Below are 17424 nucleotides of genomic sequence, written 5' to 3'. Positions count from 1 at the left end.
AGCCTTTCAACTCTTGATGAAGGCTTTGGTGGCGGTCTTCTCCCTACCCTCGTCGGAGCGCTGAGCCTCAGTTGCGCGCTCGTGCTAGCCAGCCGTTGATGGGGTGCGGGGCTCAGCGCCCCCGAACGTGTGTATGTCACTGAGGGCGCCGAACGCATGGCCGACCATGTGTAAGTGCTGCTGAGCCAGTACGCCAAGTGCATCGACGGCCGGCAGGAGCCGCGAACCGCCGGATTGGGGACCCGCTGCGCGAGAACGAGTGACGATCGACGCGCTTCCGCGTGGACTGGCCCTTGGACTCGTCTGGGTGCCTTCGTCATTTCCGCCACCGGACCTGGGCCGATGCCGCAAGATCCCGTCCACGGATAGTCCACAGACCCCGTCCTACGCCCACTTTCGGCGGCACACGCCTGCGCATACGCAAAGACCCCGCACTCAGCGTCTTGGCTGGTGGCGGGGTCTTTTGGCACCTCGTGCGAGGTGCCCCCGGCAGGATTCGAACCTGCGCACACGGCTCCGGAGAGCGCGCTTGTGACATGAACGAACGCCGCGCTGACCTGGGGCGGAGCCACATGGGCAGCGTTCATGCCTCCGCGCCACACGCCCCTCACACGCGTTCGGGCATCCTGTTCGACAAGGATCGCGTGTCCTGGTCGGCGATCTTCGGTCCGCGCCCTCAAGGCTAGTGGGCCCCAACAAGACCGGTTGCACTACAGACCAGAACGGCCGTTAGTGTGCCACGGTGATCGACATGAACGCGTCCGAACTCGGAGTCGAAGCCGCCCGTCGCCTGAAGCAAGCCGACTGCTGCGAGATAGAGCCCGGACTGAGTGACAACGAGTTCGAGCGCATCGAGGCGGAGTACGGATTCCAGTTCGCCGACGATCACCGCGCCTTCCTCGCCGCTGGCCTACCTGTCTACTCGCCACCCGAGGAAGGAGATACCTGGGCCAATCCCTGGCCGGACTGGCGCAATGGTGATCCCTCCGACCTGCGCTCCCATGTCGCATGGCCGACCAGGGGAGTGATGATCTCAGTCGAAGAGGGGTACTGGCGCGCTGAGTGGGGCGCACGACCCGCGCAGCAGCAAGTCGCCCGCGCCGTCGCCGAGCGCCACCTAGCAGTCGCGCCGCGACTGGCCCCCCTATATGCACACAGGTTTCTTCCAGCGGCTCGTGGAACCTACGGGCAGCCCATCCTGTCGATTTGGGGCACGGACATCATGTACTACGGGATGGACTTGGCCCATTACATCGAGCAAGAGTTCAACGAAGATGCCGAGCGGGACTGGAGCTGGAAGCCGAAGGCGACCGTTTCCTTCTGGCGGGACTTCGTGAGGTAGATTCAGGCCCTGTTGATTGCCCATGCGGACCGTGAGGCCCTAGACCAGTTCAGGAGGTCAGAGCCCCTCCGTTGAAATACTGTCGAGCTCTCGGTCTAGTCGACTCTTGGATGGGGCACCGGCGGCCCAGTCGGCCGCAGAGGGTGCTAGCTCAAGGATTTTGCTAGTCACGAACTCGCAGGCGGCCACGAAGTCTTCAGCAGCACCTCGGCTGACGGAAACACCTTCGTGATTAATTTCTGCGCGCATATATTGAAGCTGACGACACATCATGTATACATTTTCGGAGAGGCCTTGCGGTATCAGCAACTTCAACATACTCGCAAGGTCCTTAGGCCGTCCGCGACGACTATCGACCGGGGCTGTAGCGACTGCATGCCGAGCCGTCAACTCGACGGCACGATAGGCAAGCAGTACGCCTGCCTCCGGCGACACGCTAACCAGAGCCCGTGGATCGCTGGCGCCAGGTAGGGACAGGGGCGCTGGCTCGGTCGCGACGCCATCCTGTGCCTGTGCCATCTGGCGTTGTTGGTCTAGCTTGCTCGCCTGATCTTCGAAGTTGAAGGTACCGGCAAACGTCTCAGCTGATTTGAGGCGATCAAGGAGGTTTGCAACGTTTATACGGAATCGCCATGCCAGCCATGCGAGAAAGGCCGGCCAGACGAAAACCTTTGCGTATTCCAGCACCAACTTGGCAACGTTCACCGACACATTCTGCCTCTCGTTGGCCCGCGATGTCTGTGGTTTGACTTGACTCGTTCCAGCGAGACGTGGCGACGGAGAGCTTGCCTGGCAGCGCTTGACTGTGCCTGACCAGCATGGCAGCGGAGTGGAGTGGCGGGTGCGTGCCAGGTGATTCCATTCGCTCGTCACGAGTCTGCTGGTCGCACCGGGCAGGACTACTCCAGGGAAAGATCCTCCCTGAGAATTCTGGGAGTGTCCTGGATCTCAAGAACCTCTAGTTCGACGTCAAGCTCGGCAAGCCGTTGAGCGCATCGGACAAGAGTTACCTGAGAGAACGTGAAGAGCGCTTCTGGCGTGGCCGGCCGGCCGCCAAAGGCAAGGACGACTTTCGTTGGCTGGAAGTCGTGAGGGATCTCGCGTTTTCCGTGGCTCTCTCGCCTAACGACCTCCTGCATCTTTGGAACCGTGTCTGGTTGGCGCCGTAGCGCTTCGACGGCGACTAGGGCTTGATTGAAGAGATGGCTTGCCGAGACGGACCCATCCATACGTTTCACGTGTATGAGCTCATTATCCGGACCTAGGAGATCGCAGACTTCGAAACCTCTCGGATGCTGCGCTGTGTGCAGCAACCGCGTATCCAAGCGCAGATAACGCGGATCATCGTGTTGAACTGCGAGATTGTATCTGCCCTCGGTGGCCCTGCCAATATTTCCCTTGGGTTCTTTCACTTCACGTGGCCAGTCGGAGATTGAGAGGCTACTCGTCTTGGCTAGGATCTTTTCGACTTTCAGGCGCAGCAACTTCAGGTATGCGCCCCCAATGTCGAACCAGCGGCCTTGGTGAAATACGTACCTCTTCCCCTCGTGGTCGGTTTGAAAGGTGATCCACTTATCCCCGTGAATGGCTCTAGAGATGGAAAATCCATCACTGTTGAGACCTTGAACGGTGATTCGCTTCAGGGCGTCAAAGCGAGTTGGTGCGTCGCGGTGGGCGAGCGGTTGTAGGAGGTGGTGCAGTTCCAGATCCTCGGGTTGCTCCTCGCGAGCTGCGCCTGCTCCCCGGATCCTGTAGCTATCGGCTTCTCCGTGCTCACCTTCCTGCCATTCCGCTGGCCATGTAAGGGCAATCAAAGGTGATGCGGGTTCGAGGGCTTGGGACAGTAGCCTCTCAAGTTGATTGAGCTCAGGAGCGCCAGGTCGCAACGGGCGGGTGTGCTCGAAGTGTTCAAGTCCTTTAGCTGGTGGTTCATTCTCGACTGTGTCATGGAGGTAGCGCAGGTCGGCAAGCAAGTCTTGAGGATTCTTGGCAAGCGGCAGGCTTAGCCCGTCGGCCCCCCTGACCGTTGCGTAGCTGTCTGCTTTGCCGGCTGCTGCGGTCAGCCCAGAGACCGAAATTCGCCCGACTAGTCGGCTTATTACCTCGCCAATTTCTTCAACGCCGAAGGCATCCAAGGAAGCTCCGGATGGAACGCTCGTGCGTGCAGTTCTGGCAAGCGTATCCATTGTATGGCTCGTTAGCGATCGAACTTGGTCTGCACTCGCTTTACGTATAGCGAACCGCAGTCCGAATCCGGGGTCGAGTAGCATGGGATTCAAGAGAATGTGCCCGAATCCCCAGGTTAGCGCGTAGTCGTGCTCTTGCAGGGGAATTATGAGGGCTGCGGCAGAGGTTATATTTCTTAGCTGGGGATTTTGACCCACAAGTGAGATTAGGTGAGGCATCCACCGGGGCTCGTCGGTGCTTATCTTCCCGGTGACGAGGAGCGATTGAGTGCCACCTATGGACACCTTGCGCATCTGGAAATCGTCCTCATTCTCTGCATATTTCTCCTGTATGCAGAGTTCGAGGGGCTCATCTGTGGGCCGGGAAAGTCGGTAGACCGTCGCCTTCTTAGCCGGTGCTTGCTGGCGCGCCATGACCTTACCCCCAAAGTCAAGGATCCGCCCATGTGCGGAAGGGGTACTATGTTTCCATATCTTCCGCTGACGTCACAGATGTCTGACAGTGTCAATCCGATACTGTTATCCGAATCTTTGATCGAATTTTTGGATGCCGCAGCGCGCGTCGTACGGGGTCAGTCACCGGGAGATCGGCCCACCACGCAAGGCCCGTATACCGTGGCAACGTGAAGCAGTTACCGCAGCCAGGCATGAATCTCATGCGCACATACGTCCGGCACGTTCGCGTAGGCCCAGGCCGCGCGACGCTGGCGCGCAAGGTGCTCAACGCAGACTTGCGCGACCACCCACGTGAGGTTGAGACCGTGACTCGGTTCGGGGCTCGGATGCGGCTGGACACGCGCGACCTCATCCAGCGGTATGTGTACCTGTTCGGGATCTGGGAACCGCATCTGACCCGCTGGGTGGCGGGCAGCCTTCGCCCGGGTGACACCTTCGTGGATGTCGGGGCGAACGTTGGATATTTCTCGTTGCTGGCGGCATCCCGTGTCGGCGTGACAGGGCATGTGGTCGCGGTGGAAGCATCCGCCGCGGTTCACCGCCGCCTGATCGAGCACCGCGATTTGAACGGCTACGGGGCCATAGTCCGCGCCGTGAACGCTGCTGTCTCCGACAAGCGGGAGACGCTGCGCTTCGTGCTCGCCAGTTCGCAGAACATTGGGGCCAACAGCATCGTCCCGTACGACGGGCCGGCAGAGTCTTCCTTCGAGATGACAGCACAACCGCTGGGGGAACTGCTGCGGGCCGACGAACTCCGGTCCGCGCGGGTCATCAAGGTGGACGTGGAAGGAGCGGAGGGCGCCGTGGTGCGGGGCCTAGCCGGTCTGCTCGATCAGCTCCGACCGGATGCAGAGGTGGCCATCGAGGTCAGCCCCGAACGGATGGCCGCGCTTGGCGATGACGCCGGAGACTTGATGGACACGTTTAGGCGCCACGGGTTTCACCCCTATCGCCTGCCCAACTCCTACGACCCCGGGGACTATCCGCAAGCCATCCGGCGGCCGGTGGTGCCGATGCGCTGGCACGGTCCGGTTATCGAGGAGAGCGAGTTGGTCTTCTCGCGCGTTGACGCGGAAAGGCTCGGCTGACCTCGCCTCCCCTTCATCTGGCGGGCTGACTGCCCTAGGCTCACGACCCGTTGGACAGGTCGTGCAGGGGGGCTACGTGGATCTGCTCGGACAGCTCGTCACGATCCTCGCCGTGCTGGTCGGCGCGTTGTCGACTCATTGGGCGAACCATCGGATGGAGCAGACCAAGCTGCGACAGATGCTGTTGACGAGGTGGGATGAGAAGAAGCTGGAGACGTACGGCGAGTACGTGACCTACGTCCGGGCGTCCATCCACGCCGCTGTGTTGCTGTACGAGACCACAGAGGGGCTACGGGACGAGCCCCGGGACGTACGTGACTTGCGGGGAAATCTCACAGACCTGGGCGTGGCACAGTCCAGCGCGTTCGAGCGGGTCATGCTGCTGGCTGAGGACAGCGTGGTTGCCGCCGCTCACGAAGTGCAGGAAGCCGTCGCCGCTGTGGTCTGGCAGGCTCGCGGGGTCGTGGACGGGACTTTGGAGGACTGGCGCAAGCGCAACGCGGATGCGTTCGCGGCCATCAACCGGTTTCATCAGGAAGCACGGGACGACCTCGGAGTGAGCGGCAACTTCGCCGGCGAAGAACACACCGCACGCGGTCTGTTGCTTCCCGGTGCGCGGACAGAGGCCGCCGATGAATCATGACGGCCCCCATCTGCGGGAAATCAAGCCTGGCCGGCGTCCCAATCGAGGCCAGTCAAAGCCCGTGCGCGCTCTTGGACCACGGCCATGCGCGCCTCGCGCTCGCCGGGGTGGACGTGTGCTGTCTGGCCTGTGCTCTGGCCGGGCCACTTCCGGTACAACAGCCCGGTTTCCGCGCTGAACCACCCTCGGCTCACCGCGTTCAGCGCAAGGAGTAGACCGGTGTCCTCAGACGCGGGCAGGGCCATCCATCCGCCGAGAGCAAAAAGCATGTCTCTCCGAACGATGAGGGTCGCTGGATGTACCTGGGCCCGGTAGTCGTTCGCCTTCCAGTGGTCGAGTACAGCGCCGCGTTCGATGACGCCTTCCGCGGGGTCTTGATCGAAGCCGACAGTGGAGCCGTCAGGGAGCAAGTCGAGTACCCGCGAGGTCGCCCAGTGCACGTCAGGATGAGCGATGAGCGCCGCGAGATCCCGGGCAAGGCAGCCAGGGGTCAGGCGGTCATCGGCATCCAGCACCTTTACGAACTCTCCCCTCGCACGGGAAAGCCCCAGCGTCCGCGCCATCGCTGCGCGGCCAGCCCGACCCTGGCCGAAGCTCACACGAGGGTCGTCAGGAACGAATGGTGCGACGGCTTGGGTCTCTCCGTCTTCCTGGATGACCCATTGCCAGTCCCATCCTTCGGGAAGGTCTTGGTCAAGGAGGGAGCTGTACGCCTCAGGCAGGAAGTGGGCACTCGGTTCGTGCACAGCGGTGATGACGGTGATCAGTCTGTCCATGGGGCCACCTCGTCAGCGGGTCGGGTGCCGCACGGGATTGCGGCGCGAGCGAGTAGAGCCACGCTCACCATCGAGTGAGCGAGGTGGGGAAGTACAGCTCGGTCCGGTCTCCCGGAAGGATGACCTCGGAGTAGTCCACTACTCGGCCGGCCGTGTCGATCGACGTTTTGCGAAGCACCATGACCGCGATTCCTCCCGCCGACAAGCCGAGTTCCTCGGCTTCCTCGGGGGTGGGCGGCCGGGCAGTCACACGCTCCTCTACTCGGTCCACTTCGATGCCGATCGTGTGTAGCTGGCTCTGGCTGCCGCCGGGCCACGGCTCACGGCTTGCATCGGTCAACTCGGGGTTGACGGACACCATGTCGTACACGAGATACGACGTGACCAAGTTGAAGGGGAAGTCCTCCGCCTGGTACCGCGTTCGATACTCCCTGCGGAGCAACTTGGTTCCCTCAGGGACGCCGAACACTGCGGCCAGGTGAGGCGTCGCCGCATCCTCAAAGTACGCCGCGCTGAACACCAGGTCACCGACAGACAGCCCGGTGTCGTGCTCCGTGGCCCCCGTCTCCAGCCGCTCTTCGAGCGGCTTGCGTGCACGGTCCTTCTCCCACTGGTGGCGCTCGCTGGTGCGAAGCACCAACCGTCGAGGCCTGCGAACGAAGTTGCCTCGCCCGTGCTGCTTCTCAACGAGTCCTTCCGCGGCCAGTACGCGCAACGCGTGCTGAATGGTCGGGAGGCTGAACTTGAAGCGCTCGACGAGCTTGGTCTCCGAGGGGAGTCGTTCGCCTGGCCCCGGCTCACCTGCCCGGATCTCCTGCCGAAGTGTGTCGGCGATCTTCTCGTATGCCTTGGCCATGCGGTGGTCACCTTCCCTGTTCGTTGCGCCCGCACAGCATAACTCCTCATGAGGTGTTGACGAGAGGTGCACTGAGAGTCCATGCTCGTTGCAATTCCACAGCAGGAGTTGAGGAGAACACCTGCTGACGAGTTGGGTGGTCCTTGTATGGGCTGCCCTGATCAGGGCGGGGACGCTGCAATCCCGTCAAAGGCCAGAGGACAGGGCTTCGGCTCGACTGGCGAGGTGGCCCGGTGACCGCGTGCAACGGCCGGAGAGTGGAGATCGCGAATCTCCCTTGCAGTGAGTTTTCCCGTTCTCGTCTACCGCAGGAGATCCAACACCCGAGCGCATTGAATGCCGACGCGATGGGCCTGTCGGCGGCGCTGTGCGGTACCTCGGTCCGCGCTCTCTCTGGCTTCGCGGCGCTGACGCTGCGGCCGGCTGCCTCTCCCGCCCGTCCGGGCCCTGTCTTCGGGGTGCCTTACGGGCGGGGGCGTGGGGAGTCGGAGTTGCCGACTTCAACAACGGCGCACGGCCCCGGGTCGCACCCCGGGGCCGTGCTGTGGGCCGTTCCCAGCTAAGGAGTACACGACCCGTGAAAAGTATCGTTGCTGGTCATGTGGCTGTCACTGCCACGGAGTTTGCGGAACTTGCACTTGGTACCCCGGTTGATCTGTGGCTGGGGGTTGAGGGTGAGAGCGAGATGGAGCGGGCGGCGCGTTTGGCGGCGGCTCGGGACATCCTTGCGGACGATCCGACGCTGCCGGACCGGCTGAGCCAGGTCGCGGCTGAGGCGATCGAGGCGTACGCCCCGGAGCTGTTCGCGGCGGTGACCCCGGTGCGGTCGGCCGTTCGTCGCCGGCCGCGCCGGGGCGGGGCGGTGGCGGCATGAGCATCCCGGACACGGAGCGTCCGGCGCTTCCTCCGCTGTCGGGTCCGGAGCGGCTGCTAGTCGCTGCGGCGGGGCTGTTGGGGGTGGGGGTCGGCGGTATCGGGCTCGCCATGAGCTTTGACACCGTGTCCGCGGCCGGTGCCCGGTGGGGCTTCGCCACCCCGCAGATGCTGCCGTTGGCTATTGACCTGGCGATTCCGGTGTTCACCGTGATCAATCTGCTGTTGATCCGGAAGGACATGGCGCTGGGGTGGGTGCGGTTCGTGCCGTGGGCGCTGACGCTCGTGACCTGCTGGTTGAACATCGCGGCCGGTCATTCGGTGTCGGCGAAGGTCGCGCACGGCACGATGCCGCTGCTGTGGGTGGTGCTGTCCGAGGTCGTTGCACACGTCTACGCGGCGCGGATCGGCGCGGTTACGGGCCGGCGGATGGAGAAGATCCGCCGGTCGCGGTGGCTGCTGGCCCCGGTGAGTACGTTCGTGCTGTGGCGGCGGATGACGCTGTGGGAGATCACCTCCTACGGCGATGCGCTGGCCCGGGAGCGGGAGCGGCAGTTGGCCCGCGCGGATCTGCGGGAGCGGCACGGCCGGCGGTGGCGGTCCAAGACCGACCGCCGTACGCGGGTGCTGCTCAAGTTGGGGGAGACGGCCCCGGCGGACACCACCCCGACACCCACCCCCGCTCCGGCTGAGACGACGCCCGTTCTTCCGGCTGCTGCGCCGTCCGGGCCGAAGCCCGCGCCGCGCAAGCGTCCCGCCAAGCCCGCCGCGAAGCCGGTCCGCCGGAGCGTCGATGACGTGCTGACCGAAGCGCGTGAACTGACCGCGGCGTGGCCGGTGGAGCATCTGACGGCGGACCGTATCCGGCAGGCCGTGAGCTGCGGCGCCGCGCATGCCCGCACGGTCCGTGAGGCGCTGCGCTCCGAGCGCGAGGGCGGCGCGGGCGAGCCGGGGGCGGTGGCGGCATGAACACCCTGATCGCCGCTACGGTGGCCGGTGGTCCGCTGCTGGCCGGGTGGTCGGTGCACCTGTGGTGGCTGCGTCGTCGGCTGGAGTCGGCCCGCCGTGACCCGCTGACCGGCCTGTGGACCCGCGAGGGCTTCGCCCGCCGCGCCGCGGTACTCCTGCGCGACCCGCGCGCGGTCGTGGTGCTGGCGGACGTGGACCACTTCAAGCACGTCAACGACACCCACGGGCACGCTGCCGGGGATGCGCTGCTGCGGGCGACCGCGGGCCGCCTGGCCCACTACACCGGCCCTACCGGGGTGGCGGGCAGGCTCGGGGGTGATGAGTTCGCGGCGGTGGTGATCGACCGGCACGGCATGGCCGGTGACATGCTCGCCGTCCTCGGGTCCGTGCTCGCCCGGCCGGCCGAGGGCTTGGACCCGGCGGTGCACACCACGGTCTCGCTCGGGTGGGCGCGGGTCGCAGACTTCCCCGGCGAGGGTCTGCCGGAGTTGCTGCGCCGCGCCGATGAAGCCATGTACGCGGCCAAGCGTGCCCGTGCCGGCGTGCGTCGGGCGGGGATCGGGCGGCTGTTCGCCACCGTGGCCGGCCGCCGTTCCGGGCGCCGCGGGGCGGTGGCGTGATGTCCCCGGCGTTCGGCAAGTGCTACGACCCGACCGGAGCCCAATGGGGCATCCCTACCTACCCGTGGCGCTTGGCGCCTGAGGGCTACGCCACCCGCCGCCAGCTCCGAAGTAAGGGGCTGCGGCCGGGCGGTCAGCCGGTTGCTGCTCAGCTCATGCGACAGGCCCGGCGACGGAAATCGGGCGTCATGGTCGCCTACCTGTACCGGATCGACCTGGCCAAGCCGGTGCGTCCGATGACGCCCGCGAAGTGGGCCGCGCACGCCGCGGCGATGACCGCCCGCCGCACGTGTCCGCAGTGCCGGACCGACGCCGGATACGTCATCCCCGGCTCACTCGGCACGTGCGTGCCCTGCGCCTACCCCGAGGAACAGCGCGCCGCCTGACCTGCCCCATGGGCCTTTGGGGTGGTCACCCGCCCGGATTCGAACCGGGGTATCGCATCGGGCAAGCCCGCGTGCGAGTCCTGGGCCGCTGGACGACGGATGACCGGTCGCAGCGTATCCGCCCAACCGGGCACCACGCCCCTCAATTCCCAAGCAATGCGCGGGTCCGACCGCTCAACCTCTCACAGCGACGGCCGGACCCGCTTCCCCTGCCATTTCTGGAAGGAAGCTCAGTGAAGCACGAGGATGAGAACGACTTCTTCAACCGGTTGGAAGCCGACCTGTCGTCCGACTTCGGCGGCGACGTGGTGGACCTGGGCAAGGCCCGCGCCGCCCGCGAGTCGGCCGACCCCCGCCCCGACATCGACACCGACGCGGCGGCCGACAGGTCGGCCGACCCTCGGGCGTTCGAGTCGGACGACCGGTCGGACAACGAGTCGGGCGACGGCGGGCCGACGATGGTGGACGGTCCGGGGCCGACGGGTCCGGGTGTGATGGACCGGGTGCGGGGTGGGCAGCGTCGGGCGGTCCTGCCGGCGTGGGTCAGGTCGCGGCCGGAGTTCGTGAACGCGGCCGGGTGGCTTGCCGGATACGCCGGACACTCCGCTGCGTTCCACGCGGTGCGGGTGCCTTGGTACGCGGCGGTGCTCACGGCCCGTGCGCCGGTGGGGTTCGCCAAGTTCGCCGGTGCCTCGCTGCGCTGGGTATCGGATGCCGAGGGTGATCCGCTGCGGCGGGCCGCGGCCCGCCGTGAGGACGCCGGGGAGTACCTGAATCTGTCGCGGCAGCGGGACCGGCGGGTGAAGCTGCGCGGCATCCTGTTCACCCTCGGCGCCGTGGTTGGCCCGATCCTGGCGCTCGCGCTGTGGGTGCTGGCCCCGACCTGGCTCCTCGCCGTCGCTGTGGCTGCGCTGGTGACGGTGTTCGGGTTCGCCGGAGCGCCGGCCGACAAGCCCGTCGTCTCCCGCGCCGTGGTCGCCACCGAGGTGGAACGCCTCACCTCCACCGTCGTGGAACGCGCCCTCGGGGCACTGGGCATCGCCGAGGTGAACAAGGCACTGGGCAAGGGCGGCGAGGGCATCCGCTTCCCCGCACCGATCACCCGCGACGGCCCCGGCTGGCGCGCGGATGTCGACCTGCCCTACGGCGTGACGGTGACCGACATCCTCGACCGCCGGGACCGGCTCGCTTCCGGCCTGCGCCGCCCGCTGGGCTGTGTGTGGCCGGAGCCCGTCGCGGACGAGCACGCCGGCCGGATGATGCTGTGGGTCGGGGACAAGGCCCTGAACAAGCTGCCCCCGGTCGCCGGGCCGCTGGCCAAGTCCGGGAACGTGTCGCTGTTCAAGCCGGTCCCGTTCGGCCTGGACCAGCGCGGCCGGCCCATCGATATGACGCTGATGTACGACAACGTCCTGATCGGGGCCATGCCCGGCATGGGCAAGACGTTCTCGCTGCGTCTGCCGCTGCTCGCCGCCGCCCTCGACCCGCTGGCAGAGCTGCTGGTGTGGGAGTTGAAGGGCACCGGCGACCTGAAGCCGCTGGCCCGCGTCGCGGCCGACTACGGCTCCGGTCCGGACGACGCCACCGCCGCAGCCGCTTTGGACTCCATCCGCTACGTCTACGGCGACCTGGAACGCCGGGCGAAGGTGATCAGTTCGCTGCCGAAGGACAAGTGCCCCGAGAACAAGGTCACCCCGGAGCTTGCCGCCATCAGGTCGTTGGGGCTGCATCCGCTGGTCCTGGCGATAGACGAGTGCCAGGAGCTGTTCTCCCATCCCGAGTACGGCAAGGAAGCCGGCGCGCTGTGCACCGGCATCATCAAGCGCGGCCGGGCCCTGGGAGTGATCCTGCTGCTGGCGACGCAGCGCCCGGACAAGGACAGCCTGCCCACCTCGATCAGCGCGAACGTGGGCACGCGGTTCTGCCTGCGGGTCATGGGCCAGATCGAGAACGACATGATCCTGGGCACCTCCGCTTACAAGAACGGCATCCGGGCGACGACGTTCACCAAGTCCGACAAGGGCATCGGCTACCTCGCCGGAGCCACCGACGACCCGCAGATCGTCCGCACCTACTACCTCGACAACCCCGCCGCCGACCGGATCTGCGAGCAGGCCCGCACCGCCCGCACCAACGCCGGCACCCTCACCGGCCTCGCCGCAGGCCAGGTACCCGAGCGGCGGGAAGCGGCGGACACCCTGCTGGACGACGTGCTCGCCGTCGTCCCCTCCGGCGAGGCGAAGGTGTGGAACGACGTGGCCGTCGACCGGCTCGCCGAACTGCGACCCGAGCTGTATGGGCCGTGGGGCGAGATGGAGCCGGCCGACAAGGCACGCCAGCTCACCACCGCGCTCAAGCCCCATGGCGTGTCCACGGGGCAGGTCGCCCGCCGGATCAACGGCAAGACCGTCAACCGGACCGGCTTCGAGCGCGCCCACATCGCCGCAGCGATTGCGGAACGTGACCGGAAGCGCTCCGCGGGATGAGCGACCGGGACCTCTAGCGCTAGGGGCCCAACCCTCTAGCGCTAGAGGTCCCGCTAGCACCCCGCGCCCTATCTGATCAGGACGCTAGCCGTCAGCGGCCCCGCCTGCGAAAACCCCGAAAACCCGCCTGGAGGCACCCTGTGACCCTCCCCCTGCTCGCTATCGCACTCCTGCTCGCCGTCACGCTCGGTTACGTCGGCGTGTGTGCTGCTCAGCCGTTCGCGCGCTGCCGGCACTGCAACGGCTTCGGCTTCGCGACCACCACCGACCGCAAGGGACGGCCGCAGCGCGGCAAGACCTGCCGCCCCTGCAAAGGCCACGGCCTCCGCATACGCACCGGCCGCCACCTGTACAACCTCGCCCGCGCCCTCCACCGCGACGGCACCCGCTGACCCGAACGGAGACCCCATGGTCCTGACCGTCTCCGCGGCGCTGCTGCTCGGCATCGCCGCGTACTTCACCGTCCGCACCAAGGCCGCCAACGGCGCCGCCGCCGTCGTGCTGTTCCTGTTCGGGTTCTTCACCGCCGGAACCGGCGCCTACGGCCCCATCCACGACCTGTGCGCCGCACTCGCGGCCAGCCTCGCCGACCTCCGCTGAGGAGATTCCGCCATGACGCACCACAGCACCCACCCGGCCACGGCGGACGCAGCCGTGGAAGTCCACCAACCCATACCGCTCACACCCGTGCAGCCGTACTCGGCCCCGCTCGTGCCCACCGCATCCGGCGCCGTCCCGGCAGTGCAGAGCGTGCAGCTCCCGGACGGGCGGATCGTCACCGGCTACACCCTCACCCCGCACACCCCGGCCTCCGAGCCGGAGCATCGGGCGGGCGCATCGCCGCTCGCAGTGAACATCGCTCTGTCCGGTGTCGGGTTCGCGGCCGTGTGCGGCGGACTGTTCCTGCTGACCTCGTTCATCGCCGCACTCGCGGCCCTGGTCCAGCAGCTCGCCATCCTCGCGGCCGTCATCTTCGGTGGCGCCATCGCCGCCCAGGTACTCCGCTCCGGCAAGACAGAGAGCGGGACGACGGTCAACATCCGCAAGGCCGTCTTCAAGCGCAACCACTTCCACGGCTGACTACGCCGGAGCGGGCCGCCCCATCTCGCCAAAGACACGCGGCCCGCTCCGTCTCAGTCCTCATCACAGAACTGGAGACCTCCAGAATGACCCAACCCCTGTCCATTCGGCGAGCCTTAACCCGGCCGCGCCTGCTGGACCTGTTCTCCTGCGCCGGTGGCGCCGCCATGGGCTACCACCGCGCAGGGTTCGACGTGGACGGCGTGGACATCGCCGACCGCCCCCGCTACCCCTTCCCCTACCACCAGGGCGACGCGTTGGAGCAGCTCGCGGCGCTCATCGCGTCGGGGGAGATCGAGCGGTACGCGTTCGTCCATGCCTCCCCGCCCTGCCAGGCCGGATGCGCACTGACTGTGGGCACGAATGCCTCCCAAGGATGGGGCGGCACCCACACCGATCTCGTGGCGCCCACGCGGGAGCTGCTGGACGCGACGGGCCTGCCATATGTGATCGAGCAGCCCAACGGCCGCGCCGAAATCCGCAAAGACCTCTCCCTCTGCGGGGAGATGTTCCGGCTCGGAGTCCTGCGTCACCGGAACTTCGAGCTGGGCCGCTGGACCGTGGCGCGGCCAGCCCATCCAAGGCACCGCGGCTACGTACGCGGCTACCGCCACGGCATCTACCGAGACGGCCCCTACGTCGCCCCGTACGGCTCCGGCGGAGGAAAGGCCACCGTCCCGGAGATGCAAGCCGCGATGGGCATCACCTGGACTGACATCCGCGAGGAACTGACCGAAGCCATCCCGCCCGCCTACACCCACTGGATCGGCCACGCCTATCTCACCGAGGCCGGGGCGGTGGCAGCATGACCAACTTGCTCAATGCCGCCCTGGACGCCGCCGGACGAGGCTGGCCCGTCTTCCCGCTCCACGCCGGCCGCAAGACACCCGCCCTGCACGGGGAACGTCACTGCCCCCGCACCGGCGACTGCACGACCGGGCACATGAAGTGGGAGCAACGCGCCACCACCGACCCCGAGCGCATCCGCGCCGCGTGGTCGCAGAGGCTGTTCAATGTCGGCATCGCCACCGGCCCGTCCGGGCTGCTGGTCGTGGACCTGGACACTCTCAAGCCCACAGACAAGAAAGGAACGCCTGACGGCGTAACCGCCTTTGCGGCGCTCTGCGAGCGCGCCGGACAGGTGGTCCCCACCACGCGCACCGTGCGGACTGCGGGCGGCGGGCGGCATCTGTACTTCACCGCGCCGCAAGGGGCGAGGCTGGGCAATACTGCTGGCGCCCTCGCGCCGAAGATCGATACCCGGGGCTGGGGTGGGTACGTCGTCGGGCCCGGCAGTGCGACGCCACACGGCACGTACACGGTCGAGGACGACGCCCCAGTTGTAAATCTCCCCGAATGGCTACAAACAGCCTTACAGCCCCCGCAGCGGGCCTTCGTGGAGCCCATCCTGTCGATGGATGCCCGCACAACCACTTACGCCCGTACGGCGCTTGAGCGGGAAACCGCAGCTATCGCCGCCGCGACCGAAGGCGAACGGGAAGCCACGCTGTTCCAGGCGGCCCGCAGGATGGGCCGGTTCGTCGCCTGGGGCGACCTTGCGCGCACCGAGGTAGAGCAGGCATTTCAGTGCGCGGGCGAGGCGGTGGGCCTGAAGCCTCACGAGTGCCGCTCCACGCTGCGCAGCGCCCTCAACTGGTCCATCCGCACCGCCCGCCCCCGGGATACGGCGTGACCGGCCCCCGGCCTCCCCAACTGAAATGCCAAACATGCCCGCATCGGCAGCAAGTCGCCCGCCGGTGCGCGGTGCCGGTCGCAGTTGGCGGGCGACAGGTCGCCGCCCGAAGGGCGTCCACTCAGCTTGTCGCCCTGACTGTCACCTGCCCCACTAGCCGCCTGGAAGGGAGGAACGCCGTATGAACGCGCAGCCTGTGGAGGACGGCGCCGACATGTGGGCCGCTTTCCCTGCCGAAGACCCCGTCCCGGCCGACGCCCCATGGGAGGAGCCGATCCCGCTTCAGCAACGCCGGCAGCTCCCTGGGTTCCCTGTGCAGAAGTTTCCCGCGTGGCTGCGGAACTTCACCGCCGCCGTGGCGGAGGAGACGCAGACCCCTGTAGACCTTGCCGGGTGTGTGGCCCTGGCGGTGCTGGCCACCGCCGCGGGCGGCCGGGCCGTGGTGCACGTCCGTGGCCGCTGGCGCGAACCCACCAACCTCTACACCGTGTGCGCCTTGCCTCCGGGCAACCGTAAATCCGCGGTGTTCGCCGCCATGAGCGACCCTCTGTTTGACGCGGAGAAGAAGCTCAAGGAACGGGCAGCGCCGACCATCATCGAAGCCGCCCTCACCGCGCGGCTTGCGCGCGAGGCAGCCGACAAAGCCGCCACGAAAGCCGCCGGGGCCACCGGAGGCGGACGCGACCAACTAATCTCCGAAGCGGTCGGCATGGCCCAACAAGCCGAAGCCCTCCGCACCCCTGCCGAACCCCAGCTCCTCGCCGACGATGCCACCCCCGAAACCATCACCTCGCTAATGGCCGAGCAGGGCGGACGAATCGCGGTCATGTCCGCCGAAGGCGAGATCTTCGACATCATCGCCGGCCGCTACTCCGGCGCCCCCAACATGGGTCCTTTCCTCGCCGGGCACGCCGGAGACCGCCTGCGGGTGAACCGGCAGACTCGCAAGGAGTACATCGACCACCCGGCGCTGACCATGGGACTGTCCGTGCAGCCAACCGTGCTTGACGGGATGGCCAAGATCAAGGGCGCCAAAGGCCGCGGACTGCTCGGACGGTTCCTCTACTCCCTGCCCGAATCCCTGCTGGGACGCCGGAAGATCCTGCCCGATCCCGTCCCCGATGAGGTCGCGGCAACCTATCACCACAACGTCGTCGCGCTCACGCTCGCTCTCGCGGACTGGACGGACCCCGCCGTCCTCCAACTCACCCCCGACGCGGACTCCGTCATCCAGGAGTTCCAGGGGCGAATCGAACCCAAACTCGCCGCACGTGGCGGCTCATTGGGGCACGTCGCGGACTGGGCATCCAAGCTCACTGGCGCAGTCGTCCGCATCGCCGGACTGCTGCACCTGGCAGAGCACCTGGACCCCGAGCATCACCGGCCGATCACCGCGAGCACCGTGCGGGCCGCCTGCGCCATCGGTGAGTACTTCGCCGCTCACGCGCTGGCGGTGTTCGACCGGATGGGAGCCAACGAGACCGCAGAACGAGCCCGCAGCATCCTGGACGTCCTTAAGGCCAACCAGTGGCCCGAGGTCAGCAAACGCACCCTCATGGTCAAGCTCTCCCGCACCGAGTTCCCTACTGCTATGGACCTCGACCCGGCCCTGAGCCTGCTCGAAGACCACGGCTACCTTCGCGCGTTGCCAGTCATCCGCACCGGCACCCGTGGCCGGCCACCATCTCCCCGCTACCTCACGCACCCGCGCCTGACCGACCGTGACACCTGAGCCCCGCCACGCAAACCGCGAAATACACAGAAACACGGCCTCACCGCGCTGGCCAGCGAAAACCATGCGCAGTGCGGTAGTGGCCCCACCGCCACAGAAATCTCGGGAACGCCTACACAAATAGCCGGCGCTCCAGGGCCACACCCGGGCGGGCCCCGCACCCGCCCGGACCGGCCAACGGCTGTCCCGGACCAACCGCACCCATTTCTGTGGTACTTCCGGGGATTTCTGTGTCAGC

At 66.8% G+C, this 17424-nt stretch carries 18 protein-coding genes; 14 read left to right on the top strand and 4 right to left on the bottom strand.

The window, feature by feature from the left end; all coding sequences use genetic code 11:
• The first annotated feature begins 751 nt into the window (after positions 1-751).
• Complete coding sequence (locus ACIP9H_RS15025; RefSeq protein WP_401959410.1) at positions 752-1342, top strand: hypothetical protein; 591 nt, start codon at positions 752-754, stop codon at positions 1340-1342.
• Positions 1343-1399: 57 nt separating this feature from the next.
• Here ACIP9H_RS15025 and ACIP9H_RS15020 read toward each other — a convergent pair whose 3' ends face one another.
• Positions 1400-2047: a hypothetical protein gene (locus ACIP9H_RS15020; protein ID WP_401959321.1), complete on the bottom strand. Its 648-nt coding sequence runs from the start codon at positions 2045-2047 to the stop codon at positions 1400-1402.
• 194 nt (positions 2048-2241) lie between these two features.
• The gene (locus tag ACIP9H_RS15015; protein WP_401959319.1) at positions 2242-3942 is read right to left on the bottom strand and encodes a DUF6119 family protein; all 1701 of its coding nucleotides are present in this window, start codon (positions 3940-3942) and stop codon (positions 2242-2244) included.
• Between the two features lie 233 nt (positions 3943-4175).
• Between ACIP9H_RS15015 and ACIP9H_RS15010 the strand changes: the two genes are divergently transcribed.
• Both ACIP9H_RS15010 and ACIP9H_RS15005 read left to right on the top strand, forming a co-directional pair.
• Positions 4176-5072 (top strand): FkbM family methyltransferase, encoded by an 897-nt coding sequence (locus tag ACIP9H_RS15010; RefSeq protein ID WP_401959409.1) that lies wholly within the window; start codon positions 4176-4178, stop codon positions 5070-5072.
• A gap of 76 nt (positions 5073-5148) precedes the next feature.
• Positions 5149-5715, top strand: coding sequence for a hypothetical protein (locus ACIP9H_RS15005; protein ID WP_401959318.1), 567 nt, complete (start codon positions 5149-5151; stop codon positions 5713-5715).
• A gap of 20 nt (positions 5716-5735) precedes the next feature.
• Here the strand turns inward: ACIP9H_RS15005 and ACIP9H_RS15000 are convergent, their stop codons facing one another.
• Both ACIP9H_RS15000 and ACIP9H_RS14995 read right to left on the bottom strand, forming a co-directional pair.
• Complete coding sequence (locus ACIP9H_RS15000; RefSeq protein ID WP_401959316.1) at positions 5736-6491, bottom strand: glycosyltransferase family 2 protein; 756 nt, start codon at positions 6489-6491, stop codon at positions 5736-5738.
• Positions 6492-6555: 64 nt separating this feature from the next.
• Positions 6556-7347, bottom strand: coding sequence for a GntR family transcriptional regulator (locus ACIP9H_RS14995; RefSeq protein ID WP_401959314.1), 792 nt, complete (start codon positions 7345-7347; stop codon positions 6556-6558).
• A 577-nt stretch (positions 7348-7924) separates the two neighbouring features.
• Between ACIP9H_RS14995 and ACIP9H_RS14990 the strand changes: the two genes are divergently transcribed.
• The 11 genes from ACIP9H_RS14990 to ACIP9H_RS14940 all read left to right on the top strand — a co-directional run bounded on the left by ACIP9H_RS14990 (position 7925) and on the right by ACIP9H_RS14940 (position 17186).
• Positions 7925-8221, top strand: a complete 297-nt coding sequence (locus tag ACIP9H_RS14990) for a hypothetical protein (RefSeq protein ID WP_401959312.1) — start codon at positions 7925-7927, stop codon at positions 8219-8221.
• Positions 8218-9189 (top strand): DUF2637 domain-containing protein, encoded by a 972-nt coding sequence (locus ACIP9H_RS14985; protein ID WP_401959310.1) that lies wholly within the window; start codon positions 8218-8220, stop codon positions 9187-9189. Before ACIP9H_RS14990 ends, ACIP9H_RS14985 begins: the two co-directional genes overlap by 4 nt.
• Complete coding sequence (locus tag ACIP9H_RS14980) at positions 9186-9809, top strand: GGDEF domain-containing protein (RefSeq protein ID WP_401959308.1); 624 nt, start codon at positions 9186-9188, stop codon at positions 9807-9809. Before ACIP9H_RS14985 ends, ACIP9H_RS14980 begins: the two co-directional genes overlap by 4 nt.
• The gene (locus tag ACIP9H_RS14975; RefSeq protein ID WP_401959307.1) at positions 9809-10195 is read left to right on the top strand and encodes an RRQRL motif-containing zinc-binding protein; all 387 of its coding nucleotides are present in this window, start codon (positions 9809-9811) and stop codon (positions 10193-10195) included. The genes ACIP9H_RS14980 and ACIP9H_RS14975 overlap by 1 nt, the downstream gene beginning before the upstream one ends.
• Before the next feature lie 233 nt (positions 10196-10428).
• Complete coding sequence (locus ACIP9H_RS14970; RefSeq protein WP_401959306.1) at positions 10429-12681, top strand: cell division protein FtsK; 2253 nt, start codon at positions 10429-10431, stop codon at positions 12679-12681.
• A gap of 140 nt (positions 12682-12821) precedes the next feature.
• Entirely contained in the window at positions 12822-13073 is a 252-nt protein-coding gene (locus tag ACIP9H_RS14965; RefSeq protein ID WP_401959304.1) for a hypothetical protein, read from the top strand.
• Between the two features lie 16 nt (positions 13074-13089).
• Entirely contained in the window at positions 13090-13281 is a 192-nt protein-coding gene (locus ACIP9H_RS14960; protein ID WP_401959302.1) for a hypothetical protein, read from the top strand.
• Positions 13282-13293: 12 nt separating this feature from the next.
• Positions 13294-13761 carry a hypothetical protein gene (locus ACIP9H_RS14955; protein WP_401959301.1) on the top strand — a complete coding sequence of 156 codons (468 nt, stop codon included), beginning with the start codon at positions 13294-13296 and terminating at the stop codon, positions 13759-13761.
• Positions 13762-13847: 86 nt separating this feature from the next.
• Positions 13848-14570, top strand: coding sequence for a DNA methylase (locus ACIP9H_RS14950; RefSeq protein WP_401959299.1), 723 nt, complete (start codon positions 13848-13850; stop codon positions 14568-14570).
• Positions 14567-15454, top strand: coding sequence for a bifunctional DNA primase/polymerase (locus ACIP9H_RS14945; protein WP_401959298.1), 888 nt, complete (start codon positions 14567-14569; stop codon positions 15452-15454). Before ACIP9H_RS14950 ends, ACIP9H_RS14945 begins: the two co-directional genes overlap by 4 nt.
• Before the next feature lie 181 nt (positions 15455-15635).
• Complete coding sequence (locus ACIP9H_RS14940) at positions 15636-17186, top strand: YfjI family protein (protein WP_401959296.1); 1551 nt, start codon at positions 15636-15638, stop codon at positions 17184-17186.
• Positions 17187-17424 lie beyond the last annotated feature (238 nt).

Source organism: Streptomyces sp. NPDC088732 (assembly GCF_044751205.1).
Lineage (GTDB): Bacteria > Actinomycetota > Actinomycetes > Streptomycetales > Streptomycetaceae > Actinacidiphila.
Note: the sequence above shows the minus strand (reverse complement) of the source record. Positions and strands in the feature narration are given on the sequence as shown.

Coding starts and splice junctions, on each gene's coding strand:
- ACIP9H_RS15025 (WP_401959410.1), top strand. CDS start 752: ATGAACGCGTCCGAACTCGGAGTCGAAGCCGCCCGTCGCCTGAAGCAA.
- ACIP9H_RS15015 (WP_401959319.1), bottom strand. CDS start 3,942: ATGGCGCGCCAGCAAGCACCGGCTAAGAAGGCGACGGTCTACCGACTT.
- ACIP9H_RS15010 (WP_401959409.1), top strand. CDS start 4,176: ATGAATCTCATGCGCACATACGTCCGGCACGTTCGCGTAGGCCCAGGC.
- ACIP9H_RS15000 (WP_401959316.1), bottom strand. CDS start 6,491: ATGGACAGACTGATCACCGTCATCACCGCTGTGCACGAACCGAGTGCC.
- ACIP9H_RS14995 (WP_401959314.1), bottom strand. CDS start 7,347: ATGGCCAAGGCATACGAGAAGATCGCCGACACACTTCGGCAGGAGATC.
- ACIP9H_RS14985 (WP_401959310.1), top strand. CDS start 8,218: ATGAGCATCCCGGACACGGAGCGTCCGGCGCTTCCTCCGCTGTCGGGT.
- ACIP9H_RS14980 (WP_401959308.1), top strand. CDS start 9,186: ATGAACACCCTGATCGCCGCTACGGTGGCCGGTGGTCCGCTGCTGGCC.
- ACIP9H_RS14975 (WP_401959307.1), top strand. CDS start 9,809: ATGTCCCCGGCGTTCGGCAAGTGCTACGACCCGACCGGAGCCCAATGG.
- ACIP9H_RS14960 (WP_401959302.1), top strand. CDS start 13,090: ATGGTCCTGACCGTCTCCGCGGCGCTGCTGCTCGGCATCGCCGCGTAC.
- ACIP9H_RS14955 (WP_401959301.1), top strand. CDS start 13,294: ATGACGCACCACAGCACCCACCCGGCCACGGCGGACGCAGCCGTGGAA.
- ACIP9H_RS14950 (WP_401959299.1), top strand. CDS start 13,848: ATGACCCAACCCCTGTCCATTCGGCGAGCCTTAACCCGGCCGCGCCTG.
- ACIP9H_RS14945 (WP_401959298.1), top strand. CDS start 14,567: ATGACCAACTTGCTCAATGCCGCCCTGGACGCCGCCGGACGAGGCTGG.
- ACIP9H_RS14940 (WP_401959296.1), top strand. CDS start 15,636: ATGAACGCGCAGCCTGTGGAGGACGGCGCCGACATGTGGGCCGCTTTC.